Below are 17,099 nucleotides of genomic sequence, written 5' to 3'. Positions count from 1 at the left end.
TGCACTGAAGGAGTAGCTCGCGCCATTAGCGTAGTTCGTGCCGTGCCATTGGCGAGGGTGTTCCAGCCCGCGAAGGTGTAGCCTGTGCGGTGAAGGTATTGAGCGCCAGGGCGGTCGGGACATTCGCGGCCTGCGGAGTCATCGTACCAATCCCACCGTTGGCGTTGAAGGTCACCGTGTGCGTCGGCAGAGTTGTCCACTTGGCGTACAGCGTGATGTCTGCTTCGAAAGAGTAGAGCGCGCCGTCAGCGTAGTTGATGCCTGTACCATTCGCGAGAGTGTTCCAGCCCGCGAAGGTGTAGCCTGTGCGTATGAAAGTATTGAGCGTCAGGGCGGTCGGGACATTCGCGACCTGCGGAGTCATCGTACCAGTTCCGCCGTTGCTGTTGAAGGTCACCGTGTGCGTCGGCAGAGCGGTCCACTTGGCATACAGTGTGATGTCTGCGCTGAAGGAGTAGCTCGCGCCATTAGCGTAGTTCGTGCCTGTGCCATTCGCGAGAGTGTTCCAGCCCGCGAAGGTGTAGCCTGTGCGTGTGAAAGTATTGAGCGTCAGGGCGGTCGGGACATTCGCAATCTGCGGAGCCATCGTGCCAGTCCCACCGTTGGCGTTGAAGGTCACCGTGTGCATCGGCAGAGTTGTCCACTTGGCATACAGCGTGATGTCTGCGGCCGGCATGGTTGTGAAGGTGTAAGCCGTGGTGAGACCTGCATCACTGTACCAGCCAGCGAAGGTGTTGCCAGCCTTGGTCGGTGCTGTCGGAGCGCTGACCGCCGAGCCGAAGGGCTGGGTGATCGCACCAACCGCAGAGCCGCCATTGCTGTTGAAGGTGATGGTGTAGCTGTTCACCGTCCACTTGGCATACAGCATGATGTCTGCTGCCGGCATGGTTGTGAAGGTGTAGGCTGTGGTGAGACCTGCGTCGCTGTACCAGCCGCCGAAGGTGTTGCCAGTCTTGGTCGGTGCTGTCGGAGCGCTGACCGCCGAGCCGAAGGGCTGGGTGATCGCAGCAACCGCCGAGCCGCCATTGCTGTTGAACGTGATGGTGTAGCTGTTCACTGTCCACTTGGCATACAGGGTGATGTTCGAGGCCGGCATGGTTGTGAAGGTGTAGGCTGTGGTGAGACCTGCATCGCTGTACCAGCCGCCGAAGGTGTTGCCAGTCTTGGTCGGTGCTGTCGGAGCGCTGACCGCCGAGCCGAAGGGCTGGGTGATCGCACCAACCGCCGAGCCGCCATTGCTGTTGAACGTGATGGTGTAGCTGTTCACTGTCCACTTGGCATACAGCGTGATGTCTGCTGCCGGCATGGTTGTGAAGGTGTAGGCTGTGGTGAGACCTGCGTCGCTGTACCAGCCGCCGAAGGTGTTGCCAGTCTTGGTCGGTGCTGTCGGAGCGCTGACCGCCGAGCCGAAGGGCTGGGTGATCGCACCAACCGCCGAGCCGCCATTGCTGTTGAAGGTGATGGTGTAGCTGTTGGCTGTCCACTTGGCATACAGGGTGATGTCTGCGCTGAAGGAGTAGCTCACGCCGTCAGCGTAGTTCGTGCCTGTGCCATTCGCGAGAGTGTTCCAGCCAGCGAAGGTGTAGCCTGTGCGTGTGAAGGAATTGAGCGTCAGGGCGGTCGGGACATTCGCGATCTGCGGAGCCATCGTGCCGGTTCCGCCGTTGCTGTTGAAGGTCACGGTGTGATTGGGCAGAGCCGTCCACTTGGCATAGAGGGTGATGTTCGCAGCCGGCATGGTTGTGAAGGTGTATGCCGTGGTGAGACCTGCATCGCTGTACCAGCCGCCGAAGGTGTTGCCAGTCTTGGTCGGTGCTGTCGGAGCGCTGACCGCCGAGCCGAAGGGCTGGGTGATCGCACCAACCGCAGAGCCGCCATTGCTGTTGAAGGTGATGGTGTAGTTATTCACGGTCCACTTGGCATACAGGGTGATGTCTGCTGCCGGCATGGTTGTGAAGGTGTAGGCTGTGGTGAGACCTGCATCGCTGTACCAGCCGCCGAAGGTGTTGCCAGTCTTGGTCGGTGCTGTCGGAGCGCTGACCGCCGAGCCGAAGGGCTGGGTGATCGCAGCAACCGCCAGCCGCCATTGCTGTTGACCGTGATGGTGTAGCTGTTCACCGTCCACTTGGCATACAGGGTGATGTTCGCAGCCGGCATGGTTGTGAAGGTGTAGGCCGTGGTGAGACCCGCGTCGCTGTACCAGCCGCCGAAGGTGTTGCCAGTCTTGGTCGGTGCTGTCGGAGCGCTGACCGCCGAGCCGAAGGGCTGGGTGATCGCACCAACCGCAGAGCCGCCATTGCTGTTGAAGGTGATGGTGTAGTTATTCACCGTCCACTTGGCATACAGTGTGATGTCTGCAGCCGGCATGGTTGTGAAGGTGTAGGCTGTGGTGAGACCTGCGTCGCTGTACCAGCCGCCGAAGGTGTTGCCAGTCTTGGTCGGTGCTGTCGGAGCGCTGACCGCCGAGCCGAAGGGCTGGGTGATCGCACCAACCGCCGAGCCGCCATTGCTATTGAAGGTGATGGTGTAGCTGTTCACTGTCCACTTGGCATACAGGGTGATGTTCGAAGGCCGCATGGTTGTGAAGGTGTAGGCTGTGGTGAGACCTGCATCGCTGTACCAACCGCCGAAGGTGTTGCCAGTCTTGGTCGGAGCTGTCGGAGCGCTGACCGCCGAGCCGAAGGGCTGGGTGATCGGAGCAACCGTCGAGCCGCCATTGCTGTTGAACGTGATGGTGTAGCTGTTCACTGTCCACTTGGCAAAGAGGGTGATGTTCGCAGCCGGCATGGTTGTGAAGGTGTAGGCTGTGGTGAGACCTGCGTCGCTGTACCAGCCGCCGAAGGTGTTGCCAGTCTTGGTCGGGGCTGTCGGAGCGCTGACCGCCGAGCCGAAGGGCTGGGTGATCGGAGCAACCGCCGAGCCGCCATTGCTGTTGAACGTGATGGTGTAGCTGTTCACCGTCCACTTGGCGTAGAGGGTGATGTCTGCGCCGAAGGAATAGACCGCGCCGTCAGTGTAGTTGGTGCCCGTGCCATTCGCGAGGGTGTTCCAGCCCGCGAAGGTGTAGCCAGTGCGGGTGAAGGTATTGGTAGTCAGGGCGGTGGGAACATTCGCGATCTGCGGAGTCATCGTGCCAGTCCCGCCGTTGGCGTTGAAGGTGACAGTGCGGAAGGACGTTCCCGTTAAATTCAACTCAATACTGGTTCCGCTTTGCCATAGAGCAGTCTGATCAGCTACATAACTGCCAATATAGAAAACAACGGTATCTCCTGGAACACCGCCTTGAACACCTGCAATATCAGGGTCCTCGCCAGGCACATCAAAAAAGTAAACTGAGTCCCCAGCATATAAAATCGCCTCCATTGAAGCATATTCAACTCCGTTAATACGAGCTGAAATAACGGTGCCAGCAGGCACATCTGCTCCATCCAGCTGACCGTTCCCCTAAAACTGGAGGGCGCGGAGGGGCGGCAAATGCCGTCGCAAAGTTGCTGAGTGTAAGAGCAATGGCTAGAAATAAGGCGGTGAAGATATGTTGAATTTTCATTTTTCACCTCTTATGGATCGATCTAATTTCTTCCAGTTGGTTGTGTCCATTTTGTTTGTGTGTTTGGCATCACATCTTCTTTTGGGTAAGGTCAGGTATGTTTGACAATTGCCCCTGACCTTACCGAAGATATGCATTTACTCAGCTAAATACTCAACGCTCCACGTGTGATTCGCATTGACTTTGACCCAGTAACCCCAACCTGGCAACAATTCGGTTAAGCTGTTTAGGAAGGGCGGCATGTTCGCGTCGAACAACTTCCATGGGACAGCATCGTCTGCATCATACGCATACACAAGTGAGAAATCGGTGCCGACGCCGTTGTCACTCAATGCCTCAGGCAGTGGACGATTTACCCCGGATGGGTAGGCCACCAGGTTCCAGCCACCGGCATTGGTATATAAGTTGATGTTGGTTGTTACTGGAACAAGGCCAGTTACCTCCAAAGTATCTGCGGCTGTCATCGTACATCAGCCAGTTGTTACTGGAGCTTGTTGCATCCCAGGCATAGACCAGGTCGTAATTGCCATCAATACTGGAGAGGACCGTCGCGATATCTGTGTTAGTTGGGTGGACATTGAATGAAACCAGATTCCAACCGACTGTGAGCGGTATGCTATGTGTGGCTGGCAGAATGACCAATGTTCCATTTGCTGTACCGGTGTAGTTCAGATCGGTAACTGTGGCGGTCACAGCATAGCTGCCAATATTGATCGGAGCGGTTGCAGAACCATCGTAGGTGAAGCTAACAGTCAGTCCCGCCTGGACTGGTGGTGGCAGTCGCCGACTTGGGTGTGCCATCATAAACCTGTGTCAGACCGCCAAGGGTTACAGTAGCGGGGGCTTTGTTTACGGTTACAGTCTGGCTGCCGTTGCTGGTGAAGAAGTTTGGATCTCCGGCATAAGTGGCCGTGATCAAATGTGAGCCGCTGCCCACAGAGCTGGGCGTATAAGTCACAGAGCAGGTGGCGGTTCCGTTGGAGCCCGAGAGAGCACACGGGCTGGTGACAAAGCTGCCGCTGCCGTTCGTGGTCCAACTGACATTTCCTGTGGGGGTCTTGTCACCCGAGCCGCGCACGACGGTGGCGACACAGGTGATGTTTGAGCCATAACTAACGATTGGGGTTCCCGCGCCACAATTTACGGTTGTGTTGGAGCCGACCATTGTCACTGTATAGGTGACGGAGATTTTCATGTAATCTACATAGGCAATTCTGTTGACTCCACTGACGACAGAGAGAGCCACACCAAAATTATTGGCATTGATTTCTGCGGGTGTCCAGGTGGTTCCCCAAAGATCGGCGGTTGTGCCGTATATGGCGGCAATGGGATTAGGTGTCGGCCATTCCGTTCCGGTTGCGGCTTTATTGTTCCCGATCATGGCACCTGCCTTCAGCAGTCTGACAGTGCTATCACGCACATCAATATAGTCGGGTCTGGTACCGCTTTCATGGCGTCCGATGGTGACCACAATCCCATTAATGACTGCATCTGCAGGAATGGCAAAGCCATAATTGGTACCTTCCAGATAACCGGAACTTAGGACACTGCCTGTGAGAGAGGCACTTGCATAACTGGTGTCATCAGCAGTGATGTAGCCAGGGTTAACCCAATCGGCTGTTCCTGTAATTGTTACATTGCCGCCTGTCCCAGCATTTGTAGTCGGGGTGGTGATTCCTGTAATCGATGGAAGAGTAGTGAAACTGACATCCTCTCCATACGATGTGCCAGCCACATTTGAAGCATAGGCACGGACATGGTACAGCAAGCCTGGTGTAAGACCCGTGATGCTGCTCGTGAAGGTGCCGGTGATGGAGATATCACCATCTGTGGTCTTGCTATCTGCGAGGGTGGGGGCGGTGGATGTGCTCCAGACAACGCCATGCTGGGTGGGATTGGGCACACCGAGCGCTGTGACATTGCCATTTCCGATGGCGTTGGTGGTCCCAATGGATGTGACAGCTTGTGTGGTTACCGTAGGGACAATCAGAGCAGTGAATGTGAGATCCTCGCCGTACGATGTGCCTGCTGCACTGGTAGCATATGCACGAACATGATATATCGTTCCAGGTGTTAGGCCGGTGATGGCACTTGTAAAGGTGCCAATCTCACTGACCGGACCATCCGTGGTTTTGCTATTTGCTATAGTGGGATTGGCTGTGGTTGCCCAAACAAAACCATGTTCGGTCGGATTGAACGAACCCAGAGCGGTGATATCGCCATTACCTGTAGCGGTCGTAGTTGTAATTTCGGTGACTGCCTGAGTGATGACTGTTGGCGCCAGGAGAGTGGTGAAAGTGACATCCTCGCCATAGACAGTACCTGCTGTGTTGGTGGCATAAGCGCGGAGGTGATACAGCGTCCCAGGTGTCAGGCCAGTGATATTGCTCGTGAAGGCGCCGGTCACAGAAACACCACCATCTGTGGTTTTGTTATCTGCGATGGTGGGATCGGCATTAGTGCTCCAGACGACTCCATGCTGGCTGGGATTGGGCACACCGAGCGAGGTGACATTGCCATTGCCTGTGGCAGTGGTGGTCATAATGTCCGTAACCGCCGAAGTGCTGACTGAAGAAACATGAGCAGCAGTGAAAGTGACATCCTCGCCGTAAGATGTGCCAGCCACATTGGTGGCATAAGCGCGGAGGTGATACAGCGTCCCCGGCGTTAGGCCGGTGATGACGCTGGTAAAAGTACCTGTCGCACTCACCGAACCACCTGTGGTTTTGTTATCATCAGTTGTCGGGTTGGCCGATGTGCTCCAGACCACACCATGTTGGGTCGGGTTTGGCAGACCCAGGGCCGTGATATTGCCATTGCCTGTGGCGGTTGTGGTTGTAATGTCGGTAACCGCCAGGGTGGTGACTGTAGGCGTAATGAGGGCAGTGAATGTGATATCCTCGCCATATGCGGTGCCGGCTGTGTTGGTGGCATAAGCACGGACATGATACAACGTCCCGGGTGTCAGACCAGTCATGGAACTGGTAAAGGCACCGGTTGCACTGACGGGACCATCTGTGGTTTTGTTGTCTGCGATGGTGGGATCAGGATTTATGCTCCAGACGACACCATGCTCTGTGGGATTGGGCTGACCTGTTGCAGTGATGTTACCGTTCCCATTGGCAGTTGTGGCCATAATGTTAGTCACTGTCTGAGTAGTGACCATAGGCATTGACTGCCCTAAAGGCAAAAACTCATAAGCACCGCGATCATCGTAATCCCGCACGCCAGCGCCGGTATTCGGAGTAGCCGGATCGTCCACGCGGGCGTTTCCATCGATATCGGAGACCGGTTGGCTGGGAGCATTGGAGTTGGCGCTATCAATCGCCGGTGACCCGGGTTGTGGGTAGTAATTGCCGAAAATTCCGAGACCTACATAAGGCACCCCAGTTTTTCGCAGAACAGACGGGACTGGATCAACAAATTTTGGATCCCCTTCCAACCCATGTATTTCTTGTGTAGGCACGGCAGCCTGAAAATCCGCCAGAGAGAGATAGCTGACATCATTCCAGATAAGCTGATAAGCGGCGCTCTCACGGTTGTAGAGGTTGTAATCGAGAGTGGTCCCGCTGATGGAAGCCGAGTCTACGCGCAGATTGCCGGCAAAAGAACCTGCCGGAGGAGTAAACCCGTTTCCAGCGCTGATATTGTTGATTAACGTTGTATGGTGTGAACCCGTACTGGCTTCACCTTCAACGTTTATACCAGTCGTACCATTCCCATGCACCGTATTACCCACAATGGTGTTGTTCGGCGAATTGTTGATGTCAATACCGTGATCGCCGTTTTCGTAGCTCAGGTTTCCAATGACTAGGTTGTTGGTGGACTGCACGCCAGTGGAGGAATTCACATAGATATTGATCCCACTATCCTCATTGCTATAGGTAACATTGTTGATAATGGTGTTATAGCTGCTGCCGGTCGTCTCGATCCCGGCTGCATCGCTCTCGACAATCGAGAAATTGGAATATGAGAGGTTGTTACTGACCAGGTTGTTATTGCTGTTGTTGAGCAGCCGGATGCCAATACACGTATTATGATCCGTGGTATTACCGCTGATCGTGGAGTAGGTGGTGGCCTTCAAATAAATGCCCTGCTCATAGGGGTGAGTCGTTGAAGTAGCACCAGCGTAGGTAACGTGGTTATTCGTGATGGTGAGGTAGCTTGAACTATCCGCGTAGATGCCTTTAGTACCAGTTTGAGTGATGTTGAAACCGTTAATGACGATATAGCTCTTGGATGACAGCGCGAAACCTGGGTAAGCAGTGAAAGGTGAAACAGTCATTTGAGGTTGTCCGGTCACCGTAACGCCGGGATCCCCCAGTAGGAAATCGGATTCCGTCAGCGCCGTTATTCCTTGGATAGACCGTCTCTGCATAAGTGCCGTGGATGACATGCACTATCTGGCCAGCAGTTGCAAGATATGCGCCTCTTCCAATCGTACAGAATGGAAGGGCGAACGAACCTACTTGACCAACGTCTGTGCAAGCCGGATTCGTCTTGTCGACATAGTAGACGCGGGCGGTGGTTGTACTGTAATCCTGGACAAACTGGTTTGAAGTCAAATTGGTATATGTACGAGTGGCGGGTCTGAACCCAAAACCTGATAAGGAAGGTGTGACCATGCCAGACCAGTTATAAGGAACCTCGAAACTATACAAGCCGGCTTCATCCGTGGTAACAGTCTTGGGTGTGCCATCCGTGTAACTGAGGGTGACACCTGCCAGGCCGGCGTTACCGGAGATGGTAAAGGTGACGCCTGTAGTGGTGTAGTCTTGCGCAGTTTGATCGGCAAGCACATTGGCATAGGTCATGCTGGTGGGCGAGAAGATATAGCCGGCCTTGGCAGGCGTGACCGTGCCAGACCAGTCGGTGGGAACCTGGAAACTGTACAGGCCGGCGCCATCCGCCGTGACAGTCTTGGGTGTGCCATTTGTATAAGTGAGAATGGCGCCTCCAACTCCCGCGTTTCCGGAAATAGTATGAGCAGTCACGGTTAGGCCCACGGTGGCAGTCGCGCTATCTACTGTTCCATCGTTGACCTTGAACGTGAAGCTGTCTGGCCCCGAGTAGTTTGTAGCGGGCGTGTACGTCCGGTTCGCGCCGCTGCCACTCAAGCTGCCATGCGCCGGATCATCCACAATGCTGTAAGTTAAGAGGCTGCCCTCCACATCTGTGCCGGTCAGGGTCAGGTCGATGGATGTGTTCCAGGACAGGCTGACAGATTGGGCATCGGCAACGGGTGCATCATTAACTGGATTAACAGTCAGCAGGAAGGTGTCGCTGGTGGTGACTGTCGAACCGTCCATCACGGAGACTGTAATGGTGGCAGTGCCGCTCTGGTTGAGGGCGGGCATGATGCTGGCGGTTCGGTTTGCGCCGCTGCCGCCCAGGGAAATATTTCCGTTCGGCACAAGGTCCGTATTTGATGAGGTGGCCGTGACGGTCAGGTAAGCCGCGGTGGTTTCCAGATCACCGACAGTGAAGGGGACGGCGCTGGTGGCGGTGTCTTCATCCGTGGTCCGGTCGGTGATGTCACTGATCGTCGGTGCTGTGTTTGTTTTGGAGAAAGTATGCGACCAGACTGGCAGGGTTGTACCTACCTTATATATGTTATATGTGAACGAGTCGCCGTCTACGCTGATGGTCGCAAAGCCCTGTGAGTTATCCATATCTGGATATACATAATCCATTCGATCCGGGTAAACATACTCGTTGTAAGTTCCGCTGCCGGAGGGGGAAGTGATGAACTGCTCGTAACTTCGGGTTAGTCCCGCGACGCGGGTATTATCCATATGCGTCCACCCTAAAACATGTTCGTGGCCATGAAAGGTTGCAGTAACAATTGGGTGATCGTTGATGATGGTCATCAGGTTCGGAGGCGTGCAACCAGCGTCCGCTCTGCCTGAGCATAAAGAATGTACGCTTGTCACAGGATATTCCGGCCCGTGGAAGAAAATAAACGCGTGCGTTAATCCCTGTCCCTCGGCATACGTTAGGCGGGAATTGAGGAAGTCCATTTCGACTTGTTCCAAGAAATCAATATCTCCCGGAACATCCAATCCAATAAAGATGGAATTTCCATAATCGAAACTATAGTTCAAATGGTCCGAGGAGGAATTGAGCGCTGTCTTATTGGTCACATATGGCGGCAACACTTTTATATTCGGGGCCGTTTCAAAATAATTTTCCCACAAGGCCGCGCTTCCTTCTACATTATTATCGGAATTGCCTCTGACCAAAAAAGTTTTATTAAATACGTTCGCGGTTTTCAGCACGTTGATCATCGGATTTATTTGGGTTGCAACGAATCCGGTATCCTGCAGATCTCCGTTGTAAAGTATCAACGCGGGATTGAGGTTTTTAATTTGGTTGACGGTGGCAGTAAAGTAGGCTGTTTCCGCCTGCCCATCCCCCATGGATGCAAAACTAAAGGCTATCGGCCTGGCGGTGTAGTTTTGATCCACCTGACCTGTAACTACATTGGTATAAGCCCTATTGCCTGGCACAAAGGAAAAACCGGTCTTGGAAGGTGTCACCGTGCCGGACCAGTTGTTGGAAACTTGGAAGGAATACACGCCAGAACTATCCGCAGTGGCAGTCTTTGGGGTGCCATCTGTGTAGCTTAGTGTCGCCCCGCCGACACCCGCGTTACCAGAGATGCTTGGCGTGGCCGCTACGGCAGTGTAATTCTGATTGACCTGGTTGGATGTGACGTTGGCGTAACTTCTATTGGCAGGCGTAAAGGAATAGCTGGCCTTGGAAGGTGTGACCGTGCCAGACCAGCCATGTGGGATAGTGAATGAATAGTTCCCCGTGGTGCCGTTCGCAGTCGTTGAGCCGCCAGTGTAGGTGATGGTTGCACCAGCACCAGCAGTCCCAGTACTGCCGCTAATCGTGTATGTGACCGGCGTAGCAGAGTAATTCTGATTGGTCTGGTCGGAACTGATATTGTAATTTCTACTGGAAGGTGAGAAGGTATAGCCCGTCTTTGAAGGCGTAACCGTGCCATTCCATTCCCCAAACCAACCATATGTGACCTGGAACGAGTAGTTCCCCGAGGCATCCGCGGTCATTGAGCCATCGGAGTCGCTGCCGCTGCCATTCCATGTGATGGTTGCTCCCGCTACACCTGCGTTACCACTGATCGTGTCAGGTGAGGCGGCATGGGCCGGTGTAACTCCAACGCCAGCCAGGAGCATGGATAGGATCATTAAACTATAAATGACCCGAAGGCTGATTACAGCTAGTGATGTGGTTCTTTTAGTGTGCATGACGTTCCCTCCCGAGAATCGTATTCATTATAAAAATCTTGAACAACATGGAGTATGTTCCTTAACTAATAGGTCGTTATTATTTTTTACAACTTATGATTCGAACGATCTGTATCATTTGGCCTTATCAACATGTGATCTGGGCTTAAATCTCCTGGCTTTATTTTGGTAAAAGTGTTCCTGTTACTACTTTCAATACATCTGCCGCCTTGCGAAGATTGCTCAGTGATATATCGTGGTCATTGAAATTATCAAAATTCTCATATTCACCACGCCAGATCTTTATGGCGGTAGGTTCGCTACAACCCCGTTTTCGCATTTCCCCAACAAATTCATCGAATGACATTTTTATCTTTTCAGCCAACTGTTGAACAACACTGTCCACCTTGGTTGGCATATCTGCCTTTCCAGTTAAATTTTGAGAGAGATCATCCATACTGTTCCTCACACAATAATTTCACATAAGGAAATCTAAAAAGAAGTTGTGAATTGAAATTGCAAATTACTGAAGAATTGTTTATTAAATTTTATTTCGAAAGCAATGTGAAAATTGACACAGCCACACTTTACCCCCATAAATCTTTTTGAATCTTTGATCTTTATTTGAATTATTTTGAGACAAAGTTGAGTTATTCTGTCAGGTACAGGGTTTCATCTCCCATTATTGGCAGACTGTATTTCCCCCAAGTTATGCAAGTGAAAAAATAGTGATATCCCCATTCTTGATACTAGTGGATATCTCTTCATAAAGCAGTGGGGATTTTCAGTTCAGAGGCCTGGGAAATTGTTAAGGTTTTGAAATCAGATCTGAGCAACCGCATCAGCGATTTGGCATTGCTATCGCCCAGTAATTTTCAGCCTATAAACACGCTGAATGCTTCACAGAAAGTGAGCGCCACAAAAGACACCTCGGCTGGCCGAGGCACAAGTCATAAAACGGCATGCTTGAAAAATTCAGCATATTACGATATACTTTGTGAAATAATACACAAAAAAATGAGCCCAATAAGATATCGGGCCACACTGGACGAGGGTGGATATCAGTTTTTTTGGAGGCTTTTTTTGAGACACAGAATGATGTTGAACTCTTGAAGAAATCTACATCCCCTGATTTTTTGCACATCCCACATTTCTCCCTGTTGAGACTTGCAGACAATAAATTAGAGTCGTACAATATTATTCAACAAAATTTGATGGAAGGGAATATCAATTGAATAAAAAATTACTTGTGATTGATGATGACCCTGAACTTGGAAAACTGGTTGAAACAGTTCTAAAACCCCTTGACCTCATCATCTATCAGGCATATTCAGGGGAGGACGGACTAAAACAGGCATACACGATTCACCCAGACATCATCATCCTCGACATTATGATGCCTGATTTGGATGGATTTAATGTTTGTTCGCGTTTGCGCGAATTATCCAGCCTGCCGATCTTGATGTTAACTGCGCGCACTAATGCAAACGATATATTACATGGCTTCAACGTGGGAGTGGATGATTTTTTAAGAAAGCCGTTTAACAAGAATGAACTCGAGGCACGTATACGCGCGCTGCTCAGGCGTTCAAACAATCAAAACAACAGCGAAATCTCATATATTAACGGTTACACAGACCCTGTACTGGAAATTGATTTTTTATCCAAGAGCGTTAAACTTCAGGGGAAGATCATTGACCTTTCCCCCAAGGAATATGACTTGCTGGCATATTTAGCGCGAGAACAGGGGAAAATCGTATCACATCACCAACTGATGCGCGAGGCATGGGGGGAACTGTACATCAACGACTCAGCCGAAACTTCCCTCTACATATATTATCTAAGAAAAAAAATCAAGGATGGCAAACACGGGCATCAATATATCCGCACGCTTTGGGGGCGAGGATATTGGTTTGCGCCACGAAAGGATGATATGGTTCCGTGAAAATAGAGGCTTCAAACAAACGGGGGGCAGTACAGTGTATCTGATAGAGTAGCTCAACTTTATCTCAAAATAATTCAAATAAAGATCAAAGATTCAAAAAGATTTACGGGGGTAAAGTATGTCTGCATCAATTTTCAAATAGCTTTCGAAATAAAATTTAATAAACAATTCTTCAGTAATTTACGATTTCAGTTCACAACTTCTTTTTATGTTGCCATAGCAAACATATAAATCAAGGAACAAATATGAGCAGTGTCGTTCAACAAATGGCTGAAAAAACAAACATGTCATTCGATGAGTTTGTCGGAGAAATGCGAAAACGAGAGTGCAGTGAGCCCACGGCCATAAAGATCTGGCGTGGTGAATATGAAAACTTTAAGAATTTTAATGATAACGATATGTCACTCAGTAATCTTCGGAAAGCCGCGGATGTATTGAAAGTAAAAACTGGAAACCTCCTGCCAAATTAGGAAAATCCAGGTATTCAAACCAATAATTAATCTGCAAAATTCCATTCCCGGCGTAAGCCATTATCCGGCACAGTCAAAAATGGCGAGCGGCGATGTCGCGAAGAATCAACATCAAGGAAACTCAATATCCATGGAACAGTGGTATGTGGCTCATAGCAAACCAAGAAACGAAGATCTGCTTTGGAAGCAGTTCCACTTGCGTAACTTCGAGTCTTATTTTCCTTGCTTAAAGACTAAAACGGTAAACCCGCGCGCACGACAAGTCCAGCCGTATTTCCCAGGTTATTTGTTTGTCCATGTCGATTTAGAGAAAACAGGCAGGTCAGTACTTGAATGGATACCCGGCGGAGCTGGACTTGTATCATTTGGGGATGAGCCGGCCTGCGTACCTGACAGCTTGATATTTGCGATCAAACAACGGATCGAACAATTGGAAAGAAACTCCGCAGAATACAGTGGTTTATTTAACAAAGGTGATACGGTCCACATTCACAACGGTGTCTTTAGCGGCTATGAAGCAATTTTTGACGGGCATCTTTCTGGAAATGACCGAGTACGTGTTTTATTATCCCTGCTGGACAATAGACAGATCCCCATTGTATTGCCCGCAGAGAGTATTTGCCGCCTCGATCCAAGCTAGTCCAAACACGGGGACAAAGTAATTGCATTACTAAACAGTCAACTGACATGGATATTGTCGGAAGGGCGGAGCACTTCCAAAACAGGTCAAATATGGACACTCGAAAGCTAAAATTAGGACTGCTGCTTGATTCATTCGATGTGCCCGCGTGGGTGCACAGTATTATCCAGCGCATCACGAATGAAAATTCTGGCGAGTTCGCCCTGGTGATAATAAATGATGACACCGCCAAGCCTAAAAGAAAAGATCAAAGTGCGAGCATTTATTCAATCTTGAATCTCATTGACGAAAGGCTATTTACCAAACAACCGGATCCTTTTGCCCTGAAAGATGTTGAAAGTCTTCTGGCGAATATTCCGATCATCAAAGCACTTCCAGTAAAGAATAATAATATTTCCTCTCTAAGCGAATCAGACACAATAAAAATCAGGGAATATCAACTGGACATATTGATACAGTTCGGATTCCAAGGGTTGCAGCTCGAAAACCTAAATGCAGCCAAATATGGAACATGGTTTTACTATCACGGCGATGACAGGATCATGAAAAACGGTCCGCCGGGCTTTTGGGAAGTTGTTGAGAATTGGCCGGAAACGGGTTCTGCATTGCTCTCTAGCGGGGGGATATTTTCGGCGAATCGGGTTTTGTATCGATCGCACTTTTTAACATATCCTCTATCCCCGGCCCGACATAGAAGTTATTACTTCTGGGCGGCGGCGTCTTTTTTACCCAGGCAGATTCGCCTGCTGCACCACCTCGGCAAAGAGAGGTTCTTTCACGAAACAGAAAAATTTAACACAGCTCTTCTGCGGGACATCAAAATTTATGAAACACCATCGAATCTCTTAGCGGCAGCATCGTTTGCAAAAATCACATTCAGGCTTGTAAAGGAAATAATCCAGCGTTTTTTTTATACGGGCCAATGGTTTTTATTATTCAGTTTTAAACAGGATGTTTCTGGAAACTTCGGTGAGTTCATCAGATTACAGCCATCGAAGGATAGATTCTGGGCTGATCCGCATGTGGTTCAAACAGACGACCGGTATTTCATTTTTATAGAAGAGTTTTTACAAGCGAAAAACAAGGGTCATATTTCTGTGATCGAGTTGGATGAATCTGAAAACTGGAAGGCTCCCATTAAAGTTTTAGAGACGGATTATCATTTATCAAATCCGTTTATTTTCAAATGGAACGACAAATTTTTCATGGTTCCAGAGTCGCGGGCAAACAAAACCATTGACCTGTATGAGTGCGTCGAATTTCCATATCAATGGATCTTCAAACAGCACCTTATGGAAAACATCTCGGCTGTAGATACAACACTTGTCAATTATTCTGAAAAATGGTGGCTTTTCACTGCAATTGCGGAAAATGCCGCAGCCGCGCCAAATGTTGAGCTGTTTCTATTTTCTTCGGATGACCTCTTCAGCGGCAAATGGAGCGCGCATCCACGAAATCCAATTATTTCTGATGTCAAAAGCGCCAGACCTGCAGGCAGTTTGTTCGTGGAAGACGGGAAATTATTTAGACCGTCGCAGGATTGCTCGAAAGCATATGGATATGGCTTTGATTTGAATGAAATAGAGGTCCTCTCAGAAACAGAGTACTGCGAAAAAAAGATAATATCCATCAGACCGAATTGGGACAGAAAAATCGAGGCAACACACACGTTCGCAAATTGCGGGAATTTAACCGTGATTGACGCATTTACCCGGACTTCAAAATATTGAATAGCGGGTCGATATGTCGGGGTGGAGACCATGATAAATACAGGGCATCGAAAACAATGGAAGAACAAGTTAAGCTCGACCTGATTGTTAAACTTTGCGACACTCTTAATACAAAAAAAATTGGGTATTGCCACTGGAAAAGCAATACTTTTCTAAATCGCTCGACCAGCGGCGAGAATGATCTTGATCTGCTGGTAAGCAGGGTTCATGCTCAGAGTTTCACAGAAATCCTATACGACATTGGGTTTAAAGAATCCCTGCCTCCCGGGGAAGAGGAGTTGCCTGGTGTGCGAGACTATTATGGTTACGATCAAAAAACTGGGAAATTGATCCATGTCCACGTGCATTTTCAATTAATCCTGGGGAACGACCTTTCCAAGAACTACCGCCTGCCGCTCGAACAGGTTTACCTTCAGTCCTCCATTCAACGGGATTTATTCCGCGTCCCGGCGCGCGAATTTGAACTTGTGGTCCTGGTCATACGTATGGTACTGAAACACTCAACCTGGGATTCTATCCTCATGCGGCATGGCCAGCTCTCCTCTTCTGAGCGGCGTGAACTAAATGACCTGTCTACTAAAGAGACTCTGGCGAAGGCGAAAAGAGTATTGCTTCACCTGCCAAGCCTAAGCCAGAATTTGTTTGACCTCTGTTTGCAATCCATACAACCAGATTGCCCCTATGGGACACGCATCAAGGCGGGTGGGCAATTACAAAAGGCAATGCGGACTTTTGCACGGCGCCCGCAATGGGTCGATATCATTTTGAAGTTCTCTCGCAGGGTGTGGCTGCCTATTCGTCGGCGTGGATTCAAGTATGCACCCAAAAGCCGTTTTGCGAATGGCGGTCTATTCATCGCCATCGTCGGCGGGGATGGCGCTGGCAAAACCACACTCATCGATGAATTATATAAATGGCTCTCAGAGAAACATGAAGTCAAAAAACTTCATATGGGAAAACCAGTATGGTCATGGGTAACAACCTTTATTCGGGGAATATTAAAGATAGGCACGCTTTTACGGCTCTATCCATTTGAAGGGGATGTCTATGAAGAATCACTACAAGCGCACGGTATGCCCTGGTTCATTAGGGCAGTCTGCACCGCCCGTGACCGCTACTTGACCTATATTCAGGCGCGTAAATTCTCATCAAATGGAAATCTGGTGTTATGTGACCGTTATTCGTTTCCTGGCTTTATGAAAATGGACGGGCCTCAATGCGAGGATGCCCTGGCGAGTTCAAAAAACACAAATTGGTTATTACAGTTTCTCGTAAACAAGGAAAAATCTTATTACCAGCAAATACGACTTCCTGATCTATTGATCGTTCTCAAAGTGGACCCGGAAATTGCTGTTCAGCGAAAAGTGGAAGAAACTGAAACATCAGTTCGGGCGCGTTCTTCAGAGGTGTGGGGCCTGGGCTGGGAAAAACTATCAGCTTTTGAAGTTGATGCCAACAGGTCCAAAGAAGATGCGCTTTCCAAGGTCAAGGCTATCGTGTGGGAACATCTATAG

10 protein-coding genes and 1 pseudogene are annotated in these 17,099 nt (G+C 50.0%); 4 read left to right on the top strand and 7 right to left on the bottom strand.

Annotated features, from left to right (window positions below):
* Positions 1-25: 25 nt before the first annotated feature.
* The 7 genes and pseudogenes from IPL17_RS09330 to IPL17_RS09300 all read right to left on the bottom strand — a co-directional run bounded on the left by IPL17_RS09330 (position 26) and on the right by IPL17_RS09300 (position 11,257).
* A complete protein-coding gene (locus IPL17_RS09330; RefSeq protein ID WP_345306815.1) occupies positions 26-2,125 on the bottom strand; it encodes an InlB B-repeat-containing protein in 2,100 nt (699 codons plus the stop codon).
* A gap of 45 nt (positions 2,126-2,170) precedes the next feature.
* Positions 2,171-3,363, bottom strand: a pseudogene (locus IPL17_RS09325) (InlB B-repeat-containing protein); the annotation flags it as partial.
* Between the two features lie 321 nt (positions 3,364-3,684).
* Entirely contained in the window at positions 3,685-3,921 is a 237-nt protein-coding gene (locus IPL17_RS09320) for a hypothetical protein (RefSeq protein WP_345306814.1), read from the bottom strand.
* Positions 3,884-4,351 carry an MBG domain-containing protein gene (locus IPL17_RS09315; protein WP_345306813.1) on the bottom strand — a complete coding sequence of 156 codons (468 nt, stop codon included), beginning with the start codon at positions 4,349-4,351 and terminating at the stop codon, positions 3,884-3,886. The genes IPL17_RS09320 and IPL17_RS09315 overlap by 38 nt, the downstream gene beginning before the upstream one ends.
* Positions 4,293-7,832, bottom strand: a complete 3,540-nt coding sequence (locus tag IPL17_RS09310) for a right-handed parallel beta-helix repeat-containing protein (protein ID WP_345306812.1) — start codon at positions 7,830-7,832, stop codon at positions 4,293-4,295. Before IPL17_RS09310 ends, IPL17_RS09315 begins: the two co-directional genes overlap by 59 nt.
* Positions 7,765-10,821, bottom strand: a complete 3,057-nt coding sequence (locus IPL17_RS09305) for an Ig-like domain-containing protein (RefSeq protein ID WP_345306811.1) — start codon at positions 10,819-10,821, stop codon at positions 7,765-7,767. The genes IPL17_RS09310 and IPL17_RS09305 overlap by 68 nt, the downstream gene beginning before the upstream one ends.
* Positions 10,822-10,981: 160 nt before the next feature.
* Positions 10,982-11,257 carry a hypothetical protein gene (locus tag IPL17_RS09300; RefSeq protein ID WP_345306810.1) on the bottom strand — a complete coding sequence of 92 codons (276 nt, stop codon included), beginning with the start codon at positions 11,255-11,257 and terminating at the stop codon, positions 10,982-10,984.
* Positions 11,258-12,031: 774 nt separating this feature from the next.
* On the opposite strand from IPL17_RS09300, the gene IPL17_RS09295 reads away from it, so the two are divergent.
* The 4 genes from IPL17_RS09295 (at position 12,032) to IPL17_RS09280 (ending at position 17,099) form a co-directional block, all read left to right on the top strand.
* Positions 12,032-12,745: a response regulator transcription factor gene (locus IPL17_RS09295; RefSeq protein ID WP_345306809.1), complete on the top strand. Its 714-nt coding sequence runs from the start codon at positions 12,032-12,034 to the stop codon at positions 12,743-12,745.
* Between the two features lie 600 nt (positions 12,746-13,345).
* The gene (locus IPL17_RS09290) at positions 13,346-13,855 is read left to right on the top strand and encodes a transcription termination/antitermination NusG family protein (RefSeq protein ID WP_345306808.1); all 510 of its coding nucleotides are present in this window, start codon (positions 13,346-13,348) and stop codon (positions 13,853-13,855) included.
* A 47-nt stretch (positions 13,856-13,902) separates the two neighbouring features.
* On the top strand, positions 13,903-15,585 hold the full coding sequence (locus IPL17_RS09285) for a hypothetical protein (RefSeq protein WP_345306807.1): 1,683 nt from the start codon (positions 13,903-13,905) through the stop codon (positions 15,583-15,585).
* A 56-nt stretch (positions 15,586-15,641) separates the two neighbouring features.
* The gene (locus tag IPL17_RS09280) at positions 15,642-17,099 is read left to right on the top strand and encodes a hypothetical protein (RefSeq protein ID WP_345306806.1); all 1,458 of its coding nucleotides are present in this window, start codon (positions 15,642-15,644) and stop codon (positions 17,097-17,099) included.

The organism is Candidatus Villigracilis saccharophilus, assembly GCF_016711665.1.
The sequence above is the reverse complement of the archived record's forward strand: the minus strand, read 5'-3'. Positions and strand labels throughout refer to the sequence as shown.

Bases quoted from the DNA above. Each gene is read 5' to 3' on its own strand.
- IPL17_RS09315 (WP_345306813.1), bottom strand. From the start codon at position 4,351: ATGATGGCACACCCAAGTCGGCGACTGCCACCACCAGTCCAGGCGGGA.
- IPL17_RS09310 (WP_345306812.1), bottom strand. From the start codon at position 7,832: ATGACTGTTTCACCTTTCACTGCTTACCCAGGTTTCGCGCTGTCATCC.
- IPL17_RS09305 (WP_345306811.1), bottom strand. From the start codon at position 10,821: ATGCACACTAAAAGAACCACATCACTAGCTGTAATCAGCCTTCGGGTC.
- IPL17_RS09300 (WP_345306810.1), bottom strand. From the start codon at position 11,257: ATGGATGATCTCTCTCAAAATTTAACTGGAAAGGCAGATATGCCAACC.
- IPL17_RS09290 (WP_345306808.1), top strand. From the start codon at position 13,346: ATGGAACAGTGGTATGTGGCTCATAGCAAACCAAGAAACGAAGATCTG.
- IPL17_RS09285 (WP_345306807.1), top strand. From the start codon at position 13,903: ATGGATATTGTCGGAAGGGCGGAGCACTTCCAAAACAGGTCAAATATG.
- IPL17_RS09280 (WP_345306806.1), top strand. From the start codon at position 15,642: ATGGAAGAACAAGTTAAGCTCGACCTGATTGTTAAACTTTGCGACACT.